The organism is Amycolatopsis sp. NPDC114505, from assembly GCF_055633615.1.
Genome location: NZ_JBVKDV010000001.1, coordinates 452,714 through 474,143, shown reverse-complemented (window position 1 = coordinate 474,143; position 21,430 = coordinate 452,714). Strand labels below are relative to the sequence as shown.

Below are 21,430 nucleotides of genomic sequence, written 5' to 3'. Positions count from 1 at the left end.
GGCCGTGACGGCATCCGAGAAGGCGCACGCGCTGCTCGACGGGGTACGGAAGCTCGATGACGAATGGGCGCGGGCCATCGGTGGCCTCGGTGAGCCCGAGCTGCGCGCGCCCAGTGCGTTGCCCGGGTGGTCGCGCGCCCACGTCCTGGCGCACGTCGCCCGCAACGCCGATGGTCTCAAGAACCTCCTGACCTGGGCGAACACCGGTGACGAGACGCCGATGTACGCGAGCCCCGAAGCGCGCGAGACCGACATCGAGGCCGGGGCCCGGCGCGGGGCCGCCGACATCCTCGCCGACTTCGTCGCGTCCGCCGCCCGCTTCGAGGAGTACGCCGCCGGGATGCCGGACGACGCCTGGGCGCGGGAAGCCCGCAACCGGCAGGGCGCGCCCGTCAGCGGGGCCGTCGTCGCGCGGATGCGGGTGTCCGAGCTGGCCATCCACCTCGCCGACCTCGACCGGGGCTACGACCTCGACCGCGTCCTGGGCCTCCTCGGCCCGCTCGCCGACGACGTCGTCCAGCACGCGATCGCCTCTCGCGCCGCGCACCTCCCCGCGCTCCGCCTGGTCGCGGGTGACTCCGAATGGACGATGGGTGGCGCCGTCCCCGGGGCGACCGTCACCGGCACCAGCGGGCAGCTCCTGGCCTGGCTGAGCGGGCGTTCCGGCGGCGAGAGCCTCGACGGCGACGTGCCGCGGATCCCCGCCTGGTCGTGAAGGCGGTGTGAACTGACCGTGACCGTCCTCCGTGTACAGATCAGAGGCGCGGATACCCGGGTCCGGCCCTAAACTGGGCGTCCCCGGCAGCGAGGAGTCCGATGTGGACAGCGTGAGCAGGCCAGTCCGGTGACCGGGCAACCCGGCGGACGGCCGCACGTCTTCGACCACATGGACAGAAGGGCGTTCCTCCGGGTCGCGGGCGTGTCGGCGGCCGGTGCCGTCGCCGCCGCGTGCGGACCGGGCGGCCCTTCGTCCCCCGCCGCTTCGACGGGCGCATCGCTGCCGGACACGACGTCCGCGCCGCCCGTCACCAGGATGCCCACCGGCCCGCCGAACTGGGACGACCTGCGCTCCAAGCTGGCCGGCGGCCTGCTGCGCCCGGGCGGCGACGGCTACGACACCGCCAAGCGCGCCTTCAACCCGCTGTTCGACGGCAACAACCCGATCGCCGTGGCGAACGCGAAGAGCGCCAAGGACGTGCAGGCCTGCGTCCAGTCCGCCGCCGGGCGCGTGACGCTCGCCGCGCGCAGCGGCGGCCACTGCTACGCCGGCTACTCGGTCCCCGAGAGCGGGCTCGTCATCGACGTGTCCGGTCTGAACAAAGTGGACATCCAGGGCACGCAGGCGGTCATCGGCGCCGGCGCGAAGCTGAAGGACGTCTACGCCGGGCTGGCGCGGGCCGGGCGCGCGTTGCCCGCCGGCTCCTGCCCGACGGTCGGGATCGCCGGGCTGACCCTCGGCGGCGGCATCGGCGTGCTCGCCCGCAAGTACGGCCTGACGTGCGACCACCTGAGCTCCGCGCAGGTCGTCACGGCCGACGGCAAGCTGGTGACGGCGTCCGCGGGCTCCGAGCCGGACCTGTTCTGGGCGCTGCGCGGCGGGGGCGGCGGCAACTTCGGCATCGTCACCGAGTTCACCTTCGACACCGATCCCGCGCCGAACCTGACGGTGTTCTCGCTGCACTTCCCCTCCGGTTCCGCGGCCGGCGTGCTCGGCGCGTGGCAGAACTGGATCGCCGCGGCGCCGCCGGAGCTGTGGGCGAACATCGTGATCTCCGGGGGCTCGCCGGTCCAGTGCCGCGTCGGCGGCTGCTACGTCGGCGCCCCCTCCGGGCTGAACACGCTGCTGAACAACCTGAACGCGAACGCCGGCGCGCGGCCGACGCAGCGCACGGTGAAGAGCCTCGACTACCTCGGCGCCATGAACTACTTCTCGGGCAGCTCGGCCCGGCAGTCGTTCGTCGCGTCGTCGCGGATCATCACGAACCCGGTCGACCCGGCGAAGGTCGTCGCCCTCGCCGACGGCCGGGCGGGCATGGACCTGCTCATCGACGGTCTCGGCGGGAAGGTCGGCGAGCCGGCGAAGGACGCGACGGCGTTCTGGCACCGCGACGCGCTGGCCAGCGTGCAGGTCTACGCGCCCGCGACGGCGAAGACCCAGTCGAAGGTGGGGCAGTCGGTCGGCGAGGTCGTCGCGGGTCTCGCGGCGGCCGGCGCGGGCGGCGGGTACGTCAACTACATCGACCCCGCCCTGCCCGACTGGAAGGCCGCCTACTACGGCGACAACGCGAAACGGCTCGGGGACGTCGCGAAGAAGTACGACCCGTTCAACGTCTTCCGGTTCGGGCAGAGCGTCGTGAGTTGATCAGTGGAGCGAAGCTCCTCCGTTGAGGGTGGCGGCGGGGGCATGGATGGACTAGAGGTCGATGCCGGTGAAGACCGTGACGCGCTCCTCCGTCAGGTCGTTCATGGCCGCGAGCACGCCCTCGCGGCCGACACCGGAGCCCTTGACGCCGCCGTAGGGCATCTGGTCGGCGCGGTACGACGGGACGTCGCCGATGATCACGCCGCCGACCTCCAGTTCCGCCGACGCGTGGAAGGCCAGCTGGACGTCGGTGGTGAAGACGCCGGCCTGCAGGCCGTACGCGGATTCGTTGACCGAGCGGAAGGCCTCGTCCACACCGTCCACAACGGACACCGCGAGCACCGGGCCGAAGATCTCCTCGGCCCAGGCCTTGGTGTCCGGCGGGACGTCGGTGAGCAGCGTCGGCGCCACGGTCGCGCCGTCGCGGGTGCCGCCGGTGAGCAGCTTCGCGCCCGCGGCCACCGCCTCGTCGACCCACGCGACGATCCGTTCGGCGGCGGCCTCGTCGACGACCGGGCCGACGTCGGTGTTGCGGTCGTACGGGTCGCCCGTCCGCTGCGATTCGACGGCCTCCAGCAGCGCGGGCACGAACTCGTCCGCGACGGCGGCGTCGACGATCACCCGCTGCACGGCGATGCACGACTGCCCGGCTTGGTAGTTGCCGAAGGTGGCGATGCGGTGCGCGGCGCCTTCGGGGTCGGGCCAGTCGCGCAGCACGACGGCCGCCGCGTTGCCGCCGAGCTCCAGCACGACGTGCTTGCGCGGCGCAGCGTCCTTGAGCGACCAGCCGACCGGACCCGAGCCGGTGAAGGACACGACGGGCAGCCGCGGGTCGGCGACGAGCGCCTTCGTCTCTTCGTTTCCCAGCGGCAGCACGGAAAACGAGCCGTCGGGCAGGTCCGTCTCGGCCAGGATCTCACCGAGGATCAACGCCGACAGTGGCGTCCGCGGGGCCGGCTTGACGATGATCGGCGCGCCGATCGCCAGCGACGGCGCCACCTTGTGCGCCACCAGGTTGAGCGGGAAGTTGAACGGCGCGATGCCGAGCACCGGCCCGCGCGGCACGCGGCGGGTCAGCGCCAGCCGTGCCTCGCCCGCGGGGTCGGTGTCGAGGCGCTGGACGTCGCCGCTGAACCGGCGGGCCTCCTCGGCGGCGATGCGGAACACCGACACCGCGCGGGTCACTTCGGCTTCGGCCCACTTGAGCGGCTTGCCGTTCTCGGCGGTGATGACCTCGGCGATCTCTTCGGCGCGGGCGGCGAGCACCCGGGACACGTGCTCGAGCGCACCGGCGCGGACGTGCGCGGGGGTGGCGCGAAGCTCCTTCGCGACCGACACCGCGGCGGCGACCGCGCGCTCGACCTGCTCCGGCCCGGGCACGGCGACCGTGGCGACCTCGCTGCCGTCGTAAGGGTGGTGCACGACGAAGGTGGTGGCGCCCGGCTCCGGGTGGCCGGCGATCCAGGCGGGGCGCGGCTCGGGGGTGATCATGTCCATGCGTACCAACGTAATCCGGGTGGGAACCCCCGAAAGTGGAACCCACCCGGACGGGTCACGGCTTGATGAGCACCTTGAGCGCCTCGCGGTCCGCCATGGCGCGGTAGCCGTCCGGCACGCCCTCGATGTCGATGGTCCGGTCGAAGACGCGACCGGGCCGGTACTTGCCTTCGAGGACGTCCGGCAGCAGCTCGGGGATGTAGTGCCGCGCCGGGGCGACGCCGCCGGTGATCGTGACGTTGCGGCGGAACACGCCCACGCCGATCGGGCCCTCCTCGTACTGCGGCAGGCCGACCCGGCTGACCGCGCCGCCCGCGCGCACGACCCCGATGGCCATCTCGAAAGCGCCCTTCGTGCCGACGCATTCGAGGACGGCGTGCGTGCCGTGGCCGTTCGTCAGCTCGCGCACCTTCTCGACGCCTTCGTCACCGCGCTCGGCGACGACGTCGGTCGCGCCGAACTCGCGGCCCAGGTCGGTGCGGGCCTGGTGGCGGCCCATGAGGACGACCCGGTCGGCGCCGAGGCGCTTCGCCGCGAGGACGGCGGAGAGCCCGACGGCGCCGTCGCCGATGACGGTGACGTTCTGGCCTTCGCTCACCCGCGCCTTCACCGCGGCGTGGTGACCGGTCGAGAAGACGTCGGACAGCGTCAGCAGGGACGCGAGCAGGTCGTCGTCCTCGGTGTGCGGGAGCTTGACCAGCGTCCCGTCGGCCAGCGGCACGCGCACGGCCTCGCCCTGGCCGCCGTCGACGCCCTTGGCGCCCCAGCCGCCGCCGTGCAGGCAGGACGTCTGGAGCCCCTCGCGGCAAAACTCGCAGGTGTTGTCTGACCAGACGAACGGCGCGACGGCGAGGTCGCCCTTCTTGAGGGTGGTGACGTCGGAGCCGGTCTCCTCGACGATCCCGAGGAACTCGTGCCCGATCCGGCGGCCGTGCTCGCGCGGCGGCATGTCGGCGTACGGCCAGAGGTCGCTGCCGCAGATGCAGGACCGCACGACCCGCAGGACGACGTCGGTCGGCTCGGCCAGTTTCGGGTCCGGAACGGTCTCGACCCGGACGTCGCCGGCGCCGTAGATGACTGTCGCTCGCATGCCAGTGCCTTTCCCGTGGAGGTTCGTGACAAACGTCGGGGGTGCGGCGGCGCTGTCGAGCCTAGATTTTCGTCCATGACCACCCGCGCCGCATCCCGCAGCCCGTTCGGGCGACTCACGCTGGGAGCCCGCCGCCCGTACCTCACCGCCGCGGTCTTCGTGGTGACGCTGGCGTGCGGGATCGCGCAGCTGGCGCACCGGCCGCTGTACGACGCCGTCGTCCGCGACGCGGCGCGGATCGATGACGGCCAGTGGCAACGCCTGGTCACGGGGATGTTCTTCCAGGACGGCTGGGCGTTCGGCCTGGTTTCGAACCTGCTCTGGCTGGCGGTGTTCGGCACGCTCGCCGAGCGCGTGTTCGGCCGCGCGCGCTGGCTGGTCCTGTACTTCGGCTGCGGCCTGTTCGGCCAGTTCATGAGCTACATCTGGCTGAACCCGGTCGGCGCGGGCAACTCGATGTGCGTCGTCGGCCTCATCGGCGGCCTGACGGCGGTGGTCATGGTGGCCTCACGCCGCTACGGAGTGGTGTTGCCGGTGCAGTTCCGTGTCATGGCGTTCGCGGTGCCGGTGCTGGCCGTGGTCGACACGGTCGTCCACGACAACCACGGCTTCCCGTGCCTGCTCGGGATCGCCCTCGGTTTCCTGCTCCTGCCGCGGCCGGTCGTGAGTGAGGAACAGGGTTAGAACACGGTTTCCCACTCACGACGCCGGTCAGTCCGGGTAGCGGCCGCCGAGCCGCTGCCAGTGCGCGACCAGCTCGACCTGCACCGGCACCGCGAGAAGCTCGGCGAGGTCCGCTTCGGCCGCGCGAGCCGCTTCCTCGGTGAGCTCCCACTCCCGGTCTTCGAGCCGGGCGTTCGAGCCGAGCACCCCCACCGGCTGCCCGCCCGCGCCGCTGCGCAGCTCCGCCCGGGCCTGCGCGGCGGCGATCCGCTCGCACCGCAGCAGGTCGGCCCGGCCCAGGTCCTCGGTGTGCCGCGCGTCGAGGACGATCCCGCCGCCCGAGCGCACGCCGTACCGGGCGGCGATGCGCAGGAGGTCGTTGCTGAACGCCCGCGTTTCGGCGGGCAGCCACGACAGCCGTTCCCAGTCGGGCGCCGGCTGGTCGTCGGCCCGGCAGACCGCGTACCCGGGCACGTCGCACCAGGTCAGCCGGGCCGGTGGGCGGAGTCGGTAGAGCATGCGCGGGCCCCCTCGGCGGCGGCCCCGGTCGGAGCCGCTCTCGTTACCGATGAATCGGACCGATGATGACTCGGTGTTACACGAACCTGCTCCGGTAGAGATCGCGAAGCAGGAGGATCTCGGCGCAGTGGTGGATCATCTCGCGGTGGATGTGCAGCACCAGGGTGGCCATCGGGTACTCCGCGTACGGGCCTTCCGCCGGGCCGCACGGCCGCGCGAGCGCGTCGTCGTCGAGGCCCTTCACCCCCTCGACCCACCGGGCGTAGTACTCGTCGAGCAGTGCGATCGCCTCGGCGGCGGTGCCCGGGTACCGGTAGTCGTCGTAGGACATCGCCGGGCCGCCGAAGTGCGACGCCGACCGCATGCCGAGCACGCCGACGAGGATGTGGCCGAGCCGCCACGCGATCGTCGTGACCGGCGGGGGAGTCGGCTCGGGGAAGGCGAAGTCGATGGTGAAGGGGCCGCTGCCGATTTCGTCGTCGGACTTCCGCGGCCGCACGGTCCAGCACCCCGCGACCGGCTCCCAGAAGTACTCCTCGTCGGTGAGTCCCTCGAGCTTCGGGCGCACCAGCACGTTCCAGTGGAAGTCGAGCTGATCGGTCAGTTCCTTCGTCCAGTTCACAGCCATACCGGGCACCGTAGGCCCGATCGAGGACAGGGACGGCCCTGAATCCCGGGTGACCCAGCCCACCTGGGACGATGGTGGGGAATCCCGCCGCTGCCAGGAGGTCCTCAGGTGCCCAACCCCACCGGTCCGGTTCTCGTCGTGGACTTCGGGGCGCAGTACGCGCAGCTGATCGCCCGGCGCGTCCGCGAGGCACAGATCTACTCGGAGGTCGTGCCGCACAGCGCGTCCGTCGAGGAGATCCTCGCGAAGAACCCCGCGGCCATCATCCTTTCCGGCGGTCCCTCGAGCGTGTACGCCGAAGGCGCGCCGGGCATGGACCCGAAGCTCACCGAAGCCGGCGTCCCGATGTTCGGCATCTGCTACGGCCACCAGCTGCTGGCCAGCGCGCTCGGCGGCGTCGTCGAGCCGACCGGCGTCCGCGAGTTCGGCCGCACCGAGGTCCGCGTGACCGGCGACGGCGGCGTCCTGCACGCCGGCCTGCCCGCGCACCAGCCCGCGTGGATGAGCCACAACGACAGCGTCACCAAGGCCCCGGAGGGTTCGGTCGTCACGGCCTCCTCCGACGGCGCCGAGGTCGCCGGCTTCGAGGACGTCGAGCGGCGCTTCGCCGGCGTCCAGTACCACCCGGAGGTGGCGCACTCGCCGCACGGCCAGGAGGTGCTGCGTCGCTTCCTGCACGACATCGCGGGCATCAAGCCGCAGTGGACGACGTCGTCGATCGTCGAGGAGCAGATCCAGCGGATCAGCGACCAGATCGGTGACGGCCGCGCGATCTGCGGCCTGTCCGGCGGCGTCGACTCCGCCGTCGCGGCCGCGTTGGTGCAGCGCGCGATCGGCGACCGGCTGACCTGCGTGTTCGTCGACCACGGCCTGCTGCGCGCGGGGGAGCGCACCCAGGTGGAGCGCGACTTCGTCGCCGCCACCGGCGTCAACCTCGTGACCGTGGACGCGCGCGAGCGGTTCCTCGACGCGCTCGCCGGCGTCACCGACCCGGAGCAGAAGCGCAAGATCATCGGCCGCGAGTTCATCCGCGTGTTCGAGCAGGCCGAGCGCGACCTCAAGGCCGAGGGCGACTACAAGTTCCTGGTCCAGGGCACGCTCTACCCGGACGTCGTCGAGTCCGGCGGCGGCGAGGGCACGGCCAACATCAAGAGCCACCACAACGTCGGCGGCCTGCCGGACGACCTGGAGTTCGAGCTCGTCGAGCCGTTGCGGCTGCTGTTCAAGGACGAGGTCCGCAAGGTCGGCACGGAGCTGGGCCTGCCCGAGACCATCGTGCAGCGCCAGCCGTTCCCCGGCCCCGGCCTGGGCATCCGCATCATCGGCGCGGTCGACGCCGAGCGCCTCGAGACCCTGCGCTCGGCCGACCTGATCGCCCGCGAGGAGCTGACGGCGGCCGGGCTGGACCGCAGCATCTGGCAGTGCCCGGTGGTGCTGCTCGCCGACGTCCGCAGCGTCGGCGTCCAGGGCGACGGCCGGACGTACGGGCACCCGGTGGTGCTGCGGCCGGTGTCGTCCGAAGACGCGATGACCGCGGACTGGACGCGCCTGCCCTACGACGTCCTCGAGCGGATCTCCACGCGCATCACCAACGAGGTCGCGGAGGTCAACCGGGTGGTCCTGGACGTGACGTCCAAGCCGCCGGGCACCATCGAGTGGGAGTGAGTCTCCCGTAGACAGGACTCGAGGCCCTGGCGTGGGATCCAGGGCCTCGAGAGTGAGTGGTGTTTCCGGTTACCGGCGGCGTTTGCCGAACGACGCGCCGAGGAGCAGCAGCCCCACGAACACCGCGCCGCCGGCGATCACCCAGCGGAAGTCGAACTGCGGCAGCCAGCTCGCGCCGTCCGAGAGGACGTAGGCGGAGACCAGCAGCGTCGCGATGCCGACGATCAGGGTGAAGACGTCCAAGCCACCGCGCTTCGCGGGCGGGGCCTCTTGCGGGTTGTCGTAGGCGTAGGGGTTCTGGTCAGCCACGGCGCACCTCCACGTTGCCCACGCTGTTCTTGACGTGCAGGGTGATCTGCTGGCCGCCGGGGCCGTCCGTGCCGTAGTCGACGCCGGTCAGCGCGTCCTGGCTGATGCCGTCGGTCTCGCGGTTGAAGCACTCCGTGTTGCCGGCGCCGGTGTGGCAGTCGTAGGTGACGTCCGCGGTGTCCGGCACGATGACGGTGCTGTCGCCGGCGCCGTTGATCACGTTGGTGGTGATCGGCGAGCCGGCGGGCAACGCGGTCAGGTCGAGGTCGATGTCGCCCGCGGCGTGCTGGTAGAGCGGCTTCAGGTCGGTCACCGAGTGCGGAGTCTCGTGCAGGTCGCCCGCACCGCCGCGGAAGTCGAAGTTCTCGAACGGCACGGTCGTCAGGACCATCCCGGCGATCGCGAGCGGCACGGCGAGCCCGATCAGGCCCCGCCCGCCGCGGGCGAACGCGCCGGTGACCAGTCCGATCCCGACCACGCCGAGCACCAGGCCGATGATGTGCTGCGCGGAGAACCACGTGGCGCCGTTGAGGTTGGCGAGTACGCCACCACCGGCGGTCAGCACGGCGAGCGCGAAGGTCACCGAGCCGATCTTGGAGTTGCGCCGCCGCTCGGGCCGCCGCTGGTAGGTCGGCGGTGTGGGCGGAGGTGGCGGCGACGACGGCGCCTCGGGCAGGTCCCAGCCGGCCGGATCGGCGGCGAGCGGGTCCCAGCCCTGGCCCGGCTTCGCCTCGGCGGTCGCGGTCTCGGTCATGGTGAAGGCTCCGTTCCCGGTGAAGGCTGAGGTCCGCGGGACGACCGGAGCGGGCCGGTTCTCCTGGCCGCGGCTGCGGTGCAGCAGGTAGAGCGCGATGGCGATGAGCGCGAAGCTGATGAGTGCTCCGCCGTCGAACCACGAGCCGCTGAAGGCGCCCCCGACGCTGACGACGGTGAGAACGCCGAGCACGACGGCGAAAGCCGGCGACACCGACGACCGCCCGCGCCCGATGAGGCTTTCGAAGCCGGAGACCTCGTCGCTCTCGCCCGGCAGGAACAGCCACCCCAGCAGGTAGAAGGGAACGCCGAAGCCACCGAAGATCGTCGCGACCACCAGGGCGATCCGCACGACAACGGGATCGATCCCGTACCGGTACCCGATGGCGGCGGCGACGCCGGCCACCTTCCGCCCGGCGTGCGGCCGCCGCGGCCGGCTGACCCAGAAGTCCTTGACGGTCTCCTCGAAGCCGTTCAACGGACTCGGCTTCGGTGCCCGTGTCTCACTCGCACCACTCATACCGAAGAGCATGCGGCACGCGCGTTCGGCGGACATCCGGGATGGTCCCTGAGGTTTCCCGGAGAAGGACCGGGTGGCCGGTGCCGGATCAGGGACTTCCCCGATGGAAGCCCACGCCACCGCGTGTGACCATGGACCACGTGCAGGATGCCCTCGACCACGTAACCCCCGACCAGGTGGCCGTCCCGGAGAAGCCCAAGATGTTCCGGCGGCGGTCCGGGCGGGCGATCGCCGGGGTCGCCGGTGGGCTCGCCGATCACCTCGGGGTGCCCGTCCTCTGGGTGCGGACGGCCTTCGCGCTGCTCGCCGCCCTGAACGGGGCCGGCCTGCTCGCCTACGGGCTCCTCTGGGTCTTCGTCCAGCAGCAGACCGAGGAAACCGCGAAGGCGCCGACCTCGAAGGAGCGCCAGCAGGCGTTCGGGCTGATCGCACTCGGGGTCGGCCTCGCCGTCGCCAGCGGGACGCTCACCGGGTTCATCAGCGGCTGGGTCGCCGTGCCGCTCGCCGTCGCGATGATCGGTCTCGCGGTCGTCTGGCGCGAGGCCGACGAGTCGCAGCGACGCCGGTGGCGCGTCGGCGCGAAGGACGGCTTCGCGGGCGCCTTCCTCGGCGGGGGCGGCTGGTCGGCGGCCATCCGGATCGTCGCCGGCGTCGCGCTGGTGATCACCGGCATCGGCGTCGTCGCGCTCCGCAGCGGCAGCCTCGACCAGGTCCAGTTCGCGCTGATCGCCGTCATCGCGACGCTCATCGGCGTCGCCGTCCTGACCATCCCGTTCTGGCTGCGCCTGGTCCGCGACCTCTCCGACGAGCGCAAGGCCCGCATCCGCACCGACGAACGCGCCGAGATCGCCGCGCACCTGCACGACTCCGTCCTGCAGACGCTCGCGCTGATCCAGAAGCAGAGCGAGCAGCCGCGCGAGGTCGCGCGGCTGGCCCGCAGCCAGGAACGCGAGCTGCGCGGCTGGCTCTACGGCCCGAACGGCTACGGCAAGCCCGTCGAGAACGCCGAAGAAGCGACCGGCCAGCTGTCCGAAGCCCTCGCGACGGCGTGCGGCGAGGTCGAGGACACGTTCGCGATCTCCGTCGGCCAGGTCGTCGTCGGCGACGCCGAGCTGGACGACTCGCTGGTGGCGCTGGTCCAGGCCGCGCGCGAAGCGATCGTCAACGCCGCGAAGCACGCGGGCGTCGAGGAGGTCAGCGTCTTCGCCGAGGTCGAGCCGACGTCGGTGACGGTGTTCGTCCGCGACCGCGGCAAGGGCTTCGACCCCGGCCTGGTCCCGGACGACCGCCACGGCCTCGCCGACTCGATCCGCGGCCGGATGACCCGCCACGGCGGCACGTGCAAGGTGCGCACCGCGCCGGGCGAAGGCACCGAAGTGCAGCTCGCCATGCCGGTGAAAGCGGGCAAGGGGGCAGCGTGAGGCGGCTATGCTCGAAGTCGTGACTGACACCCAGCGCGAACCGGTGAAGGTGTTCCTCGTCGACGACCACGCGCTGTTCCGCGCGGGCGTCCGCACCGAGCTCGACTCGATCACCGACGAAGTCCGGGTGGTCGGCGAGGCCGGTTCGGTTGCCGAAGCGGTGGCGGGCATCGCGCGGACCAAACCGCAGGTGGTGCTGCTCGACGTCCACATGCCCGACGGCGGCGGCGCCGAGGTGCTGCGCCGCGTCCGTCCCGAGCTGCCGGACGTGGTGTTCCTGGCGCTGTCGGTGTCCGACGCGGCGGAGGACGTCATCGCAGTCATCCGCGCGGGGGCGCGCGGGTACGTGACGAAGACGATCTCGTCGAAGGAGCTGGTCCGGGCGGTGGTCCGCGTGTCCGACGGTGACGCGGTGTTCTCCCCGCGCCTGGCGGGCTTCGTGTTGGACGCGTTCGCGGACCGCCCGGGTTCGGCCCCGATCAACGACCCGGAGCTGGACCTGCTGACGCCCCGCGAGCGCGACGTCCTGCGCCTGCTGGCGCGCGGGTACGCGTACAAGGAGATCGCGTCGGAGCTGTTCATCTCGGTGAAGACCGTCGAGACGCACGTGTCGAGCGTCCTGCGGAAGACCCAGCTGTCGAACCGCTACGAGCTCTCCCGCTGGGCCTCCGACCGCCGCCTCGTCTGACGCTTCGGCCCGCTGGTCCATTCGCAGCGGCCGCCGTCTCGGTGCGTCGCGAACTGCCCACTCGTGCCCGCAGCGGCCGCCCCGTCACGCCTCCGACCGAAGAGAACGTCCGGTCAGTCGGCCAGGGGAGCGAGCGGCCGCGGCGCGCGACCGGTGGTGTCGTCACCAAGCCCATCCGCTTGGTCACCGGGCACTTCCGCGACCACTCGCTCCGGCTTGCGGAGGCGGGTCAGCGCGACCCCGCCGAGGACGACCACCATGCCCGCGATCACCCGCAGGTTCAGCTGCTCGCCCAGGAACACCGCGCCCAGCAGCACCGAGACCACCGGCAGCAGGTACCCGACCACCGACGCGGCCACTGCACCCTCCGAAGCCAGCAGCTGGTAGTTCAGCGCGAACGCGATGCCCGTCGACCCGATGCCGAGCACCAGCATCGCCAGCAGCGGCCCCACGCCGAAGTGCACCGGCGTGAACCCGCCCGCCGGCAGTGCCAGGACCAGCATTCCGCTGGCCAGCAGCATCTGCCCGGCCGAGAGCGCGTACGGCGAAGCCGACGAAGACGACAGGTACTTGCCCTCGTAGACGAACGCGAAGCCGTAGCTCGCCGCCGCCGCGAGGCAGGCCAGCGCGCCCCAGCTCAGCAGCCCGGACGCCTGCCACGGCGCGAAGATCAGCAGGATTCCGCCGAGCCCGATCAGCAGTCCGGCCAGGCGTGCCCCCGCCATCCGCGACGACGTCCCCATCAGCGGCGCCGCCAGCAGCACCCACAGCGGCGTCGTCGAGTTCAGGACCCCGGTGATCCCCGAATCGACGGTCGTCTCGCCGATCGCGAACAGCAGGAACGGCAACGCGTTGTGGAAGAACGCCGCGACGGCCAGGTGCCCCCACATCCGCCGGTCGCGCGGCAGGCGGGCCCGCTGCAGCCGGCACAGCACCAGCAGCATCGCCGCACCGAGCACGAGCCGCGCCAGCACCAGCTGCACCGGCGAGAACATCCCCAGCCCCAGCTTGATCCAGAAGAAGCTCGAGCCCCACATCAACGCCAGCGCGGCGATCCTCAGCAGGGTCTTCGACTCGCCCACCCCAGTTCCTCCTTCTCCGATCAAGCGCCAGCTTCGTCCGGGAAAGACATAAGGACAAGCGAAAATAACTGCAGGAACCTTTAAGCTCAGCTGTACGATCAGGGCATGCTCGACGTCCGCCGCATGCAGGTTCTCCGCGCCGTGATCACCAGCGGGTCGATCACCGCCGCGGCCCGCAACCTCGGCTACACGCCGTCCGCGATCAGCCAGCAGCTGTCGGCGCTGGAACGCGAAGCTGGCACCGCGCTGCTCGAACGCGTCGGACGCGGCGTCCGGCCGACGCCGGCGGGCGCGCTGCTGTCCGAGCACGCCGAGACGCTGAGCACCGAGCTCGCGAAGGCCGAAGCGGCGCTGACCGAGCTGAAGGAAGGCCGCATCGGCCGCGTCGCCATCCGCTACTTCTCGACGGCCGGCGCGTCCCTGGTCGCGCCCGCCACGGCCGCGGTCCGCCGCGAGCACCCCGGCGTCCGCCTGGACCTCAAGCTGGTCGAGCCCGACGACCCGATGACGGAAGTCGAAGCCGGTGACGCCGACGTCGCGATCACCGTCTTCCCGCGCAAGCGGCAGCCCGGCAAGGGCGTCGAGCTCGTCCACCTGCTCGACGACCCGTACCGCGCCGTGCTGCCGAAGACGCACCCGCTGGCCCGCAAGCGCGTGCTCGACCTGACGGAGTTCGCCGAGGAGCCGTGGGTCGGCGTCGACGGCCTGCCGGGCGTCTGCCGCGACATCCTGGACAGCGCCTGCGCGTCCGCCGGGTTCGCGCCGAACGTCGTGGTCGAGTCCGAGGACTACCAGACGGCGCAGGGGTTCGTGGCCGCAGGCATCGGCGTCGGCCTGATCCCGGAGCTGGGGCTCGGCGCGCTGCACCCCGGCGTCGTCGTCCGCAAGATCCGCAACCCGGAGCCGGTCCGCGCGATCCACGCCGCGGTCGCGTCACGGGCGTGGGGCCACCCGGCCGTCCGCACGTTGCTCGAAGCCATGCGCGCGGCGACCGCCAAGGTGGCCTAGACGAAGAACAGCTCCGAGACGAGGATCCCGACCAGCACGGCCGCGAGGATCGCGGCGATGGTGACCAGCGTCTTCTTCGACACCGGGAGGTTCCACGCCTGCGGCTGCGCCGGGGCTTGCGGTCCCGCCGCGGGCCCCGGGGCGTACTGCGTGGGCGGCGGCACCGGCTGCATCCGCTGCGTCTCCTCCGCCGAGGAGTAGCCGGGCGGCCCGGCCGGGAGCTGCTGCTGGAACTGCGGACCCGAAGGGGGCATCTGCGTCGTCGCGGCCGCCAGCCCCGGGTTGAAGGGCGGCGGCGGGGGCGGCGGGATCCCGGGGTTGGTCGGCGGGATGAACGCCGTCTCACGGCCTTCGGTGATCGCGCTCAGCGCGTGGACGGTGTCCGCCATCGTCGGCCGCGTCGTCGGGTCCGAGCGCAGCATCTTGCGCAGCGCCGCGGTCAGCACGCCCGCGTTCTGCGCCGGCCGCTCGGACGACTGCCCGTCGTCCCCGAACGGCGGCACGCCCTCGACGGACGTGTAGAGCGTCGCGCCCAGGGAGAAGACGTCCGCGGCCGGCGTCGGCGGCAGCCCGCGCGCGACCTCAGGGGCCACGTACGCGGCGTGGGGCCCGCCGCCGCTGATACCGATGTCGGTGAGCTTCACGCCGCCGTCGTCGGCCAGCAGGACCGTGCCCGGCTCGAGCGTGCGGTGCACGAACCCGGCCTTGTGGATCGCCGAGAGCGCGTTGCCGAGCTGGATGCCCAGCTGCGCCGCCTGGTCGGGGTTGAGCCGGCCGTGCTCGGCGAGGAACGTCGCCATGCTGCGCGACGGGATGTACTCCATCACCAGCCAGACGTCCTGGCCGTCGGGCAGCACGTCGAACACCTTGATCGCGCTGGGGTGCTCGATCCGGGCCGCGTCCTTGCCCTCCTGCATGGCGCCCGCGCGGGCCTGCTCGGCACGGTCGCCGGCGCCGACGGGCAGGTACATCCGCTTCATCGCGACGGTGCGGAAGAGCCGCGTGTCGAACGCCAGCCACACGATGCCCGCGCGGCCGCGGCCGATCGGCTGGTCCAGCCGGAACCGGCCGCCGACGATGGTGCCTTCAGAACTCAAGACTGACCTCGGAGCATCAAGGGTTGGTTCCGCCCGACGTCGGCGTTGTCGGCGTTGTCGGCGTCGTGCTGTCGGGCGTCGTTTCCGGCGGAGTGGTCTTCGGAGTGGTCTTCGGAGTCGTGGTCTTTTCCGGTTCGGTCTGCCGCGAAGTCGTCCGCTTCGACGAGGTTGTCTCCGATACCGGCGGCGGCACGTCCGCCGTCTCGGTCGGCTCGTCCGTCGTCGACGGCAGCGACTCCGACGTCGCAGCGGGCGTCGGCTTGCTGCTCGACACCGGCGCGGCGGGGTTCTCCGGGTTGTTCGGGCTCAGCAGCCAGACGGCCAGCGCGACCAGGCCCACGACCACGATGCCGCCGATGATCGCCGGGCGCTTCCAGGCGCCGGGCTTCTCGTCGTCATCGTCGGCCGGGCTGACCTGCGGACGCCGCGGCGGAGGCGGCGGGGCCGGCTCGTCTTCGTAGTCGTCGTACAGGTCGTCCGCGTACGGTCCCTGGTCGTGCGGGGGTACCGGCACCGCGCGAGTGGCCGCGAGGCCGGGAGGCACGCCTCCGGCCGCGTAATGCTGGTCGTCGTCGCGGTAGTGGCCGTACCCGTCGTAGTCGTCCTCCGGGTAGCCGGTGCCCTCCGGGTAGTCGTCCTCGTCGTAGTACGGCACGGCCTGCGTCGGCGCCTGGTTGTCGAGCAGGCTGCCCGAGTGCCCCGCGGGGATCTCGTCGAACATCTGGGTCGCGTTCGGGTCCCCGGCGCCCATGGCGCCCGCGCCCAGCGCTCCCGCACCCAGGACGCCCGCGGACGGCGCCATCATGGTCTCGTCCGACGGCCCGCCGAGCGGCAGCTCACCGCGGGCGACGGCCGCGAGCAGCTCTTCGCACTCTTCGGCGGTCGGCCGGTGCTCGATGTCCGGGTGCAGCAGCACGGCCAGCACGCTGGCCAGCGGGCCGGACTGGCGCGGCGGGTTGATCTGCCCGGCCGCGACCGCGTGCAGCAGGCTCAGCGTGTTCTCCGACAGCCCGAACGGCGGCTGGCCTTCGCACGCCGCGTAGAGCGTGGACCCGAGGGAGAAGACGTCGGACTCCGGCCCGGGCTCGCCGCCGATGGCGACCTCGGGGGCCAGGTAGGCGGGGGTGCCGGCGATCATCCCGGTCTTGGTGACCGTGACGTCGTCCTTGGCGCGGGAGATGCCGAAGTCGGTGATCTTCACCGTGCCGTTGGGGGCGAGCAGGATGTTGCCCGGCTTGATGTCGCGGTGGACGATGCCGACCGCGTGCGCCTCGCGAAGCGCCGCGGCGACTTGGGCGCCGATGCGCGCCACCTCGGTCGGCGGCAGCGTGCGGCGTTCCTGCAGCACGGCGGCCAGGCTGGTGGAGTTGAGGTACTCCATGATCAGGCACGGCTGCCCGTTGTCGTCGGTGACGACGTCGAACACGGAGATCGCGTTCGGGTGGTGCAGGCGGGCGGCGATCCGGCCCTCGCGCATGGTCCGCTGCCGGGCGTCCTCCGCGTCGTGCTCGTCCAGGTGCGGCTGGAGCAGGAGCTGCTTGATGGCCACCGTCCGGCCCAGTACCTCGTCATGCGCCTGCCAGACGGCACCCATCGCGCCCGTGCCGATCCGGCCGGCGATGCGGTACCGACCGGCGACCAGGCGACCCTCGTCGCTCACGCGACCTCCCTTTGGGCTCCGACTTCACCAGGGCGTGAGGATTGGTTCCTGGTGACGCGGTCACGAGCACGCCGCGTCGCTGGAGCGTATGCACATGTCGTGGGCTGTGGGCCGGCTCTCCCGAGATCGGCCCGTGACAAGGCTAGGCGCTCACTCTGCGCACACGAATCCGGTACAGGCACTTGAACCACGGGTGAAGGGGCGATCGCCGAGGGCTACATGTATTGGGCCGAGACGAGCTCGGCTTCGGTGATCAACCCGCCCGTGTCGGCGACCCGGAACAGCTGGGTCACGCGCACCAGGGCGCCGTCCGGCCGGTGGAGCGTCGCGACCGCGAGGATCGAGCCGTCCGGCTTGATCTGCGTGTCGGCCTCCTGGACGTCGATGGCGTCCATCGAGCTCCAGGTGCGGACCAGCTCACCGGCCGCGCCGTCGGCCAGCGACGGGCTCAGCAGCGCGAGCGCGCCCGCCGAGTCCCGCGCGATGGCGGCGTAGAAGTCCTTGACGGCCTGGATCTTCCGGCCCGCGCTGCGGGCGTCGGCGGCCGCGTCCGGGACGGCTTCCGCGGTGGCCGGCGCGGCCTGGGTCCGCGGGCCGCTGCCGGTCGACTCGTCGGCCGACGGCCCGCCTCCGGAGTGCGTGCCCGAGGTGGGGGAGCTGCGCTGTTCGGGCGCGCCGCCCCCGGCCTGGTGCTGCGGGACGGCGAGGCCGCCGAGCTCCGCGGCGCCGGTGAAGCCGGTGGGCGTGGACTGGCCGCCTTCGGTCACCGCGCGGTGCGCGCTGGTCAGCATCGGCGCGGCGACCACCGCTCCGGCGACGAGCGCTCCGGCGGCGACGAGCCCGGCCAGCTTGGCGCGGCGGACGAACCGGCTCTCCGGCTCGTCGGCGTTCTCGTCCGGCGCGGGTTCGCGGACGGGTTCCGGACGCGGCGGCAGGAACCGCTGCGGGTCGCGGAAGACCTGCTCGAGATAGTCGCGGTCGGCGTCACCGACGCCGTCGAGAATCTCGGCCGGGATCACGTCCTCGACGCGGACGGCGTTGGGTACCTCACGCCGTGTGCGCTGCCGATCAAGCACGAATGTCCTCGCTCTGGGTTCCGGGGACGGTCACTCGGCCGTTCGGCCGGGCTTCCGTTGGTCCGGATGGCCGACTCGTGGCCGGTTCCGGATCCGCTGTCGTCAGGTAACCCTGTGCGGACGAGCACCACCAGGCTTCGTCGCCGGAATGCCGTCGCGATACGACGAGCGGCAGCTTATGTCACCCACCCGGACCAGGGGTAACCGCTCGGCGCACCGCACGTGCATCGGAACGGGCGAACCGCACGTGCATGGTCGGTTACTGGCCGTCAGCTGCGATCTTGTCGCCGTCCCCGAACGTCAGCGTGCGCTGTTCGATCGTCTTGGATCCGTCCGTGTGGGTGATCTCGACGGTGTTCACCGTGACGCCGCGCTGCTGGTCGATGCTGATCTTCCGGACCTCGAAGTACGCGACGTCCGCGTAGCGCTCGGCGAGGGCCTGCGCGCCCTGGTCGTGGAGCTCGCCGGTGGTCACCGACGACGCCGCGGCGGGGTCGGTGGTGACGGTGTTGAAGAACTTCTCCGAGTTGTCCCCCATGGTCTGGGCGTCCGGCGGGAAGGAGTACCACCAGGGCGGCTTGACCGGGGTTTCGCGCTGCGCGGGGGTGACCGGGGGCTTCTGCGGCCGCCCGCTCGGCGTCCTCGTGCCGGACGTCTCCGAGCCGGCGCTGCTGTCGGTGATCGGCGGCCGGGGGACGCCGTCGACGGGGCCCGCGCCACCGCCGCTGGTCCGGCCGGCCGGCTGCTCCGGCGAGGGCGTGCTGTCGTCCGGCCCCGGCGCGGAACCACCGTGCCGGGACGTCGGCCCGGCCTCGCCGGTGGGATCGATGACGGTCGGCGCGCCCTGGTAGCCCGGCCACGCGCCCTGCACGGCCTGGTCCACCGGGGGCTTCCCGACCAGGTAGGACCCGGCGAAGAGCAGCCCGACGACCACGGCCCCGGACGCGCCGGTGGCGAACCAGGCCGCCTTCTTCCAGGTCTTGGGCGGCGTCACGGACGCGGGCACCGACCCGATGGTGAAGCCGCCGAGCCCGTCGATCGGGGGCGCGGCGTAGATGCGGACGTCGTCGTCTTCGTGCTCGGTGTCCGCGCCGCGCGGCTGCGGAGTGGCCAGCGAGACGCGAGTGCGCCGGGCGGCCTGGTCGGCGCGGCTCTCGGTATCCGACGGCGCGTCGGCTTCGACGTCCTCCTCCAGCGGGAGGCTGCCGTGCGAAGCGGGGAACAGCGGGGGCGCCGGGCGCCGGTCACGGGGCTGGGGCAGCGACGGCCGCGGGAGCCCGCCGGACGTCAGCTCGGTGTACGGAAAGGAGTCGGACCTCGGCTCCGTGTAGGGAAAAGTCCCGGACGTCGGCTGGGGAAGCGGCAGTGAGCCGGACCTCGGCTCCGCGTACGAGAAGGACCCGGACGTCGGCTGCGGAAGCGGCAGCGAGCCGGACATCGGTTCCGCGTACGGAAACGACCCGGACGCCGGCTGCGGGATCCCGCCGGACATCGGCAGTGACCCGGACACGGGCGGGTCGACCGGCGCCGGGCCGGCCGCGTGGCGCCGCCCGGCGCGGTTCTGGGGCAACGGGGGCGTCCAGCCGTCCGTGCTGCCGAGCCGGTGCCGCCCGGGATGCGCGGGCGCGCCGCCGCGTCCGTGGAACTCCGTGCCGTGGGTCATGTCGACTCGACCACCCGGCGGTCAGGCCGTGACGCCGTCCGGCGGCAGGAGAACCCGATCGGAGCACCCTCACGAGCGGAATCGCGTTCGGAATCCTGCGCAGATGCACGAGCATGCGAGACTGGGCGCGCGGGGCCAGTGCCCCCGCGCGCCCTCCGGGCTCCGCCCGACCCAGACGCAAGGGTCCTCACGGCGTCAACCCTAGGAGCATCCGGCGTAGAAAGTCGCCCCCAAACCTGCAAGTTGCAGAGGTTTCACTCTGTCGGGCGCGACCGAACGGGGGAAAGTGACCCTACGAAGTTTCACGCAGTGACATCAGCCCTGCTCAGCGGGTTTCAGCCGCCGGTGCGATAACGGTCACGGGTGGACTGCAGCGCCTTCGTCGCCACCACACCGCTACCCGCCGCGACGAGGATCGCCACGATGTCGAGCGTGGGTCCCCCGGCCGTGAGCAACCAGGCGAACAACGCGGCCGCGGTGGTACCGCCGGCGACAGCCCAGCGTCCGCGGACGTACTGCGCGACCGGCGCGCCGCCGGCACGCTTACCCGCCGCGTTGTTCAGCATCGCCAGATAACCCACATGGCCCAGCGCGGCCAGCACGCTCGCGAGCGCGACGATGACGGCGATGAGGTTCACGAGCCAGTCCATGACCACAGTCTGCCCGCAGCGCGGTCACCGGTGCCTCAGGGAAGACCCGGAATTCGGACAACCGTTACCGGCCGAGCCTGCCGCGGCCGAGGTTCAGCAGCGCCATCGCCAGCTGGCGGCCCTCCGGGCCGAGCTCGCGGTAGCGCGCGAGCACGTCCATCTCGCGGTTGTAGACGATCCGCGTGCCGCCGGCGGCCATCCGCGCGGCCCCGATCGTCTTGGACACCTCGACCCGGCGTTTCACCAGTCGCAGGATCTCCTTGTCCAGCCAGTCGATCTCCTCCCGGAGCGACGCGATGTCGTCCCCGGCGGGGGTGTGCTCGGCGGGCTGGCCGTCGGCGTTCGTCGCATGTGCGTTCATCGGGACCTCTCCCTCGGGGCCCGGACCCGGCCCCTGGGACGGCGACAGCCCCGGGTCCGTGGACTCCGGGGCTGGCGTGATGGCGGTTCGGGCACTACGCGATCACAGGAGCCGGAGTCCGGGTCCCGTAAAAAAATCGCTCTGTGTGCCGCATGGGATTCAGTATGGCACAGCGGCGCCGGGCCGCTCCCGGAACGAGCGCACCCTGGCATGAACGAAGATGCTCACCGCGAGCCAGAAGATCGGGAAGGCCGGCCAGAAGAACCCGGCGCCCAGCACCGCCCAGCGCACGATCGCCACGACCGCGATCGCGACCACCACGGCGAGGTGCAGGCGCAGCGCCGGATGCCGCCGCAACGCGGCCTTCGTCAACGGGAAGCCGGGCCGGGCCGGCGCGGGCCGCGGCAGGTCGGTGGTGAGCGCCGTCAGCTCGTCGGTGAACCGGGCGGCGTAGACGTGGGTAAGGCGCTCTTCGACCTCTTCGAGGGTGAGCCGGCCTTCGGAGCCGGCGGTCTGGACGGCGGTGGCGACGCGTTCGCGATCGGCGTCGGCGGCCCGGATGCGGGCGGTGCGGTTGTCTTCCATGTCCGCCGATGCTCCGCGCGACGGGCCCGCCGCGCGTCGGGCGCCAGGCGACACCTCCCGCTACGCCCGCCGCATTAGCCCGGCGCCGGACCGGCCGCGTCGGCACGCTTCTGCCGGAGCCCCGCCCGCCCGG

The 21,430-nt window shown here is 72.2% G+C and carries 21 protein-coding genes; 7 read left to right on the top strand and 14 right to left on the bottom strand.

Annotated features, from left to right (window positions below):
- Positions 1–4 precede the first annotated feature (4 nt).
- Entirely contained in the window at positions 5–715 is a 711-nt protein-coding gene (locus ACZ7OU_RS02325) for a maleylpyruvate isomerase N-terminal domain-containing protein (RefSeq protein WP_470254002.1), read from the top strand.
- A gap of 171 nt (positions 716–886) precedes the next feature.
- Positions 887–2,362, top strand: a complete 1,476-nt coding sequence (locus ACZ7OU_RS02320; RefSeq protein WP_470240752.1) for an FAD-binding oxidoreductase — start codon at positions 887–889, stop codon at positions 2,360–2,362.
- 51 nt (positions 2,363–2,413) lie between these two features.
- Here ACZ7OU_RS02320 and ACZ7OU_RS02315 read toward each other — a convergent pair whose 3' ends face one another.
- Both ACZ7OU_RS02315 and ACZ7OU_RS02310 read right to left on the bottom strand, forming a co-directional pair.
- Positions 2,414–3,859 (bottom strand): aldehyde dehydrogenase family protein, encoded by a 1,446-nt coding sequence (locus ACZ7OU_RS02315; protein ID WP_470239455.1) that lies wholly within the window; start codon positions 3,857–3,859, stop codon positions 2,414–2,416.
- Between the two features lie 55 nt (positions 3,860–3,914).
- Positions 3,915–4,949: a zinc-dependent alcohol dehydrogenase family protein gene (locus ACZ7OU_RS02310; protein ID WP_470254001.1), complete on the bottom strand. Its 1,035-nt coding sequence runs from the start codon at positions 4,947–4,949 to the stop codon at positions 3,915–3,917.
- Between the two features lie 75 nt (positions 4,950–5,024).
- Here ACZ7OU_RS02310 and ACZ7OU_RS02305 point away from each other — a divergent pair, with 75 nt between their 5' ends.
- A complete protein-coding gene (locus tag ACZ7OU_RS02305; RefSeq protein ID WP_470254000.1) occupies positions 5,025–5,633 on the top strand; it encodes a rhomboid family intramembrane serine protease in 609 nt (202 codons plus the stop codon).
- Positions 5,634–5,660: 27 nt separating this feature from the next.
- Here ACZ7OU_RS02305 and ACZ7OU_RS02300 read toward each other — a convergent pair whose 3' ends face one another.
- Together ACZ7OU_RS02300 and ACZ7OU_RS02295 are read right to left on the bottom strand one after the other, a co-directional pair.
- On the bottom strand, positions 5,661–6,131 hold the full coding sequence (locus ACZ7OU_RS02300; protein WP_470239452.1) for a hypothetical protein: 471 nt from the start codon (positions 6,129–6,131) through the stop codon (positions 5,661–5,663).
- A 76-nt stretch (positions 6,132–6,207) separates the two neighbouring features.
- Positions 6,208–6,759, bottom strand: a complete 552-nt coding sequence (locus tag ACZ7OU_RS02295) for a DinB family protein (protein WP_470239451.1) — start codon at positions 6,757–6,759, stop codon at positions 6,208–6,210.
- 108 nt (positions 6,760–6,867) lie between these two features.
- On the opposite strand from ACZ7OU_RS02295, the gene guaA reads away from it, so the two are divergent.
- Positions 6,868–8,424, top strand: coding sequence for a glutamine-hydrolyzing GMP synthase (gene guaA, locus ACZ7OU_RS02290; protein WP_470239450.1), 1,557 nt, complete (start codon positions 6,868–6,870; stop codon positions 8,422–8,424).
- Between the two features lie 69 nt (positions 8,425–8,493).
- On the opposite strand, the gene ACZ7OU_RS02285 is transcribed toward guaA, so the two are convergent.
- Positions 8,494–8,733, bottom strand: a complete 240-nt coding sequence (locus tag ACZ7OU_RS02285) for a hypothetical protein (RefSeq protein ID WP_470239449.1) — start codon at positions 8,731–8,733, stop codon at positions 8,494–8,496.
- A complete protein-coding gene (locus tag ACZ7OU_RS02280; RefSeq protein ID WP_470239448.1) occupies positions 8,726–10,006 on the bottom strand; it encodes a PspC domain-containing protein in 1,281 nt (426 codons plus the stop codon). The genes ACZ7OU_RS02285 and ACZ7OU_RS02280 overlap by 8 nt, the downstream gene beginning before the upstream one ends.
- A 125-nt stretch (positions 10,007–10,131) precedes the next feature.
- Here ACZ7OU_RS02280 and ACZ7OU_RS02275 point away from each other — a divergent pair, with 125 nt between their 5' ends.
- Both ACZ7OU_RS02275 and ACZ7OU_RS02270 read left to right on the top strand, forming a co-directional pair.
- On the top strand, positions 10,132–11,427 hold the full coding sequence (locus ACZ7OU_RS02275) for an ATP-binding protein (RefSeq protein WP_470253999.1): 1,296 nt from the start codon (positions 10,132–10,134) through the stop codon (positions 11,425–11,427).
- A 7-nt stretch (positions 11,428–11,434) separates the two neighbouring features.
- The gene (locus ACZ7OU_RS02270) at positions 11,435–12,115 is read left to right on the top strand and encodes a response regulator (RefSeq protein ID WP_465308823.1); all 681 of its coding nucleotides are present in this window, start codon (positions 11,435–11,437) and stop codon (positions 12,113–12,115) included.
- A 113-nt stretch (positions 12,116–12,228) separates the two neighbouring features.
- On the opposite strand, the gene ACZ7OU_RS02265 is transcribed toward ACZ7OU_RS02270, so the two are convergent.
- Positions 12,229–13,197, bottom strand: a complete 969-nt coding sequence (locus ACZ7OU_RS02265) for a DMT family transporter (protein WP_470239446.1) — start codon at positions 13,195–13,197, stop codon at positions 12,229–12,231.
- Between the two features lie 105 nt (positions 13,198–13,302).
- On the opposite strand from ACZ7OU_RS02265, the gene ACZ7OU_RS02260 reads away from it, so the two are divergent.
- Positions 13,303–14,205: a LysR family transcriptional regulator gene (locus ACZ7OU_RS02260; RefSeq protein WP_470239445.1), complete on the top strand. Its 903-nt coding sequence runs from the start codon at positions 13,303–13,305 to the stop codon at positions 14,203–14,205.
- Here the strand turns inward: ACZ7OU_RS02260 and ACZ7OU_RS02255 are convergent.
- The 7 genes from ACZ7OU_RS02255 to ACZ7OU_RS02225 all read right to left on the bottom strand — a co-directional run bounded on the left by ACZ7OU_RS02255 (position 14,202) and on the right by ACZ7OU_RS02225 (position 21,297).
- Positions 14,202–15,302: a serine/threonine-protein kinase gene (locus ACZ7OU_RS02255; protein WP_470239444.1), complete on the bottom strand. Its 1,101-nt coding sequence runs from the start codon at positions 15,300–15,302 to the stop codon at positions 14,202–14,204. The two genes, ACZ7OU_RS02260 and ACZ7OU_RS02255, sit on opposite strands and share 4 nt — an antisense overlap.
- A gap of 16 nt (positions 15,303–15,318) precedes the next feature.
- Positions 15,319–16,962: a serine/threonine-protein kinase gene (locus ACZ7OU_RS02250; protein ID WP_470253998.1), complete on the bottom strand. Its 1,644-nt coding sequence runs from the start codon at positions 16,960–16,962 to the stop codon at positions 15,319–15,321.
- A gap of 215 nt (positions 16,963–17,177) precedes the next feature.
- A complete protein-coding gene (locus ACZ7OU_RS02245; protein WP_470239442.1) occupies positions 17,178–18,038 on the bottom strand; it encodes a hypothetical protein in 861 nt (286 codons plus the stop codon).
- A gap of 259 nt (positions 18,039–18,297) precedes the next feature.
- Complete coding sequence (locus ACZ7OU_RS02240; RefSeq protein ID WP_470253997.1) at positions 18,298–19,701, bottom strand: hypothetical protein; 1,404 nt, start codon at positions 19,699–19,701, stop codon at positions 18,298–18,300.
- Between the two features lie 335 nt (positions 19,702–20,036).
- Entirely contained in the window at positions 20,037–20,351 is a 315-nt protein-coding gene (locus ACZ7OU_RS02235; protein WP_360676011.1) for a hypothetical protein, read from the bottom strand.
- Between the two features lie 64 nt (positions 20,352–20,415).
- The gene (locus ACZ7OU_RS02230) at positions 20,416–20,712 is read right to left on the bottom strand and encodes a chorismate mutase (protein ID WP_354825454.1); all 297 of its coding nucleotides are present in this window, start codon (positions 20,710–20,712) and stop codon (positions 20,416–20,418) included.
- A 159-nt stretch (positions 20,713–20,871) separates the two neighbouring features.
- On the bottom strand, positions 20,872–21,297 hold the full coding sequence (locus ACZ7OU_RS02225) for a DUF1707 SHOCT-like domain-containing protein (RefSeq protein WP_470253996.1): 426 nt from the start codon (positions 21,295–21,297) through the stop codon (positions 20,872–20,874).
- Between the last annotated feature and the right edge of the window lie 133 nt (positions 21,298–21,430).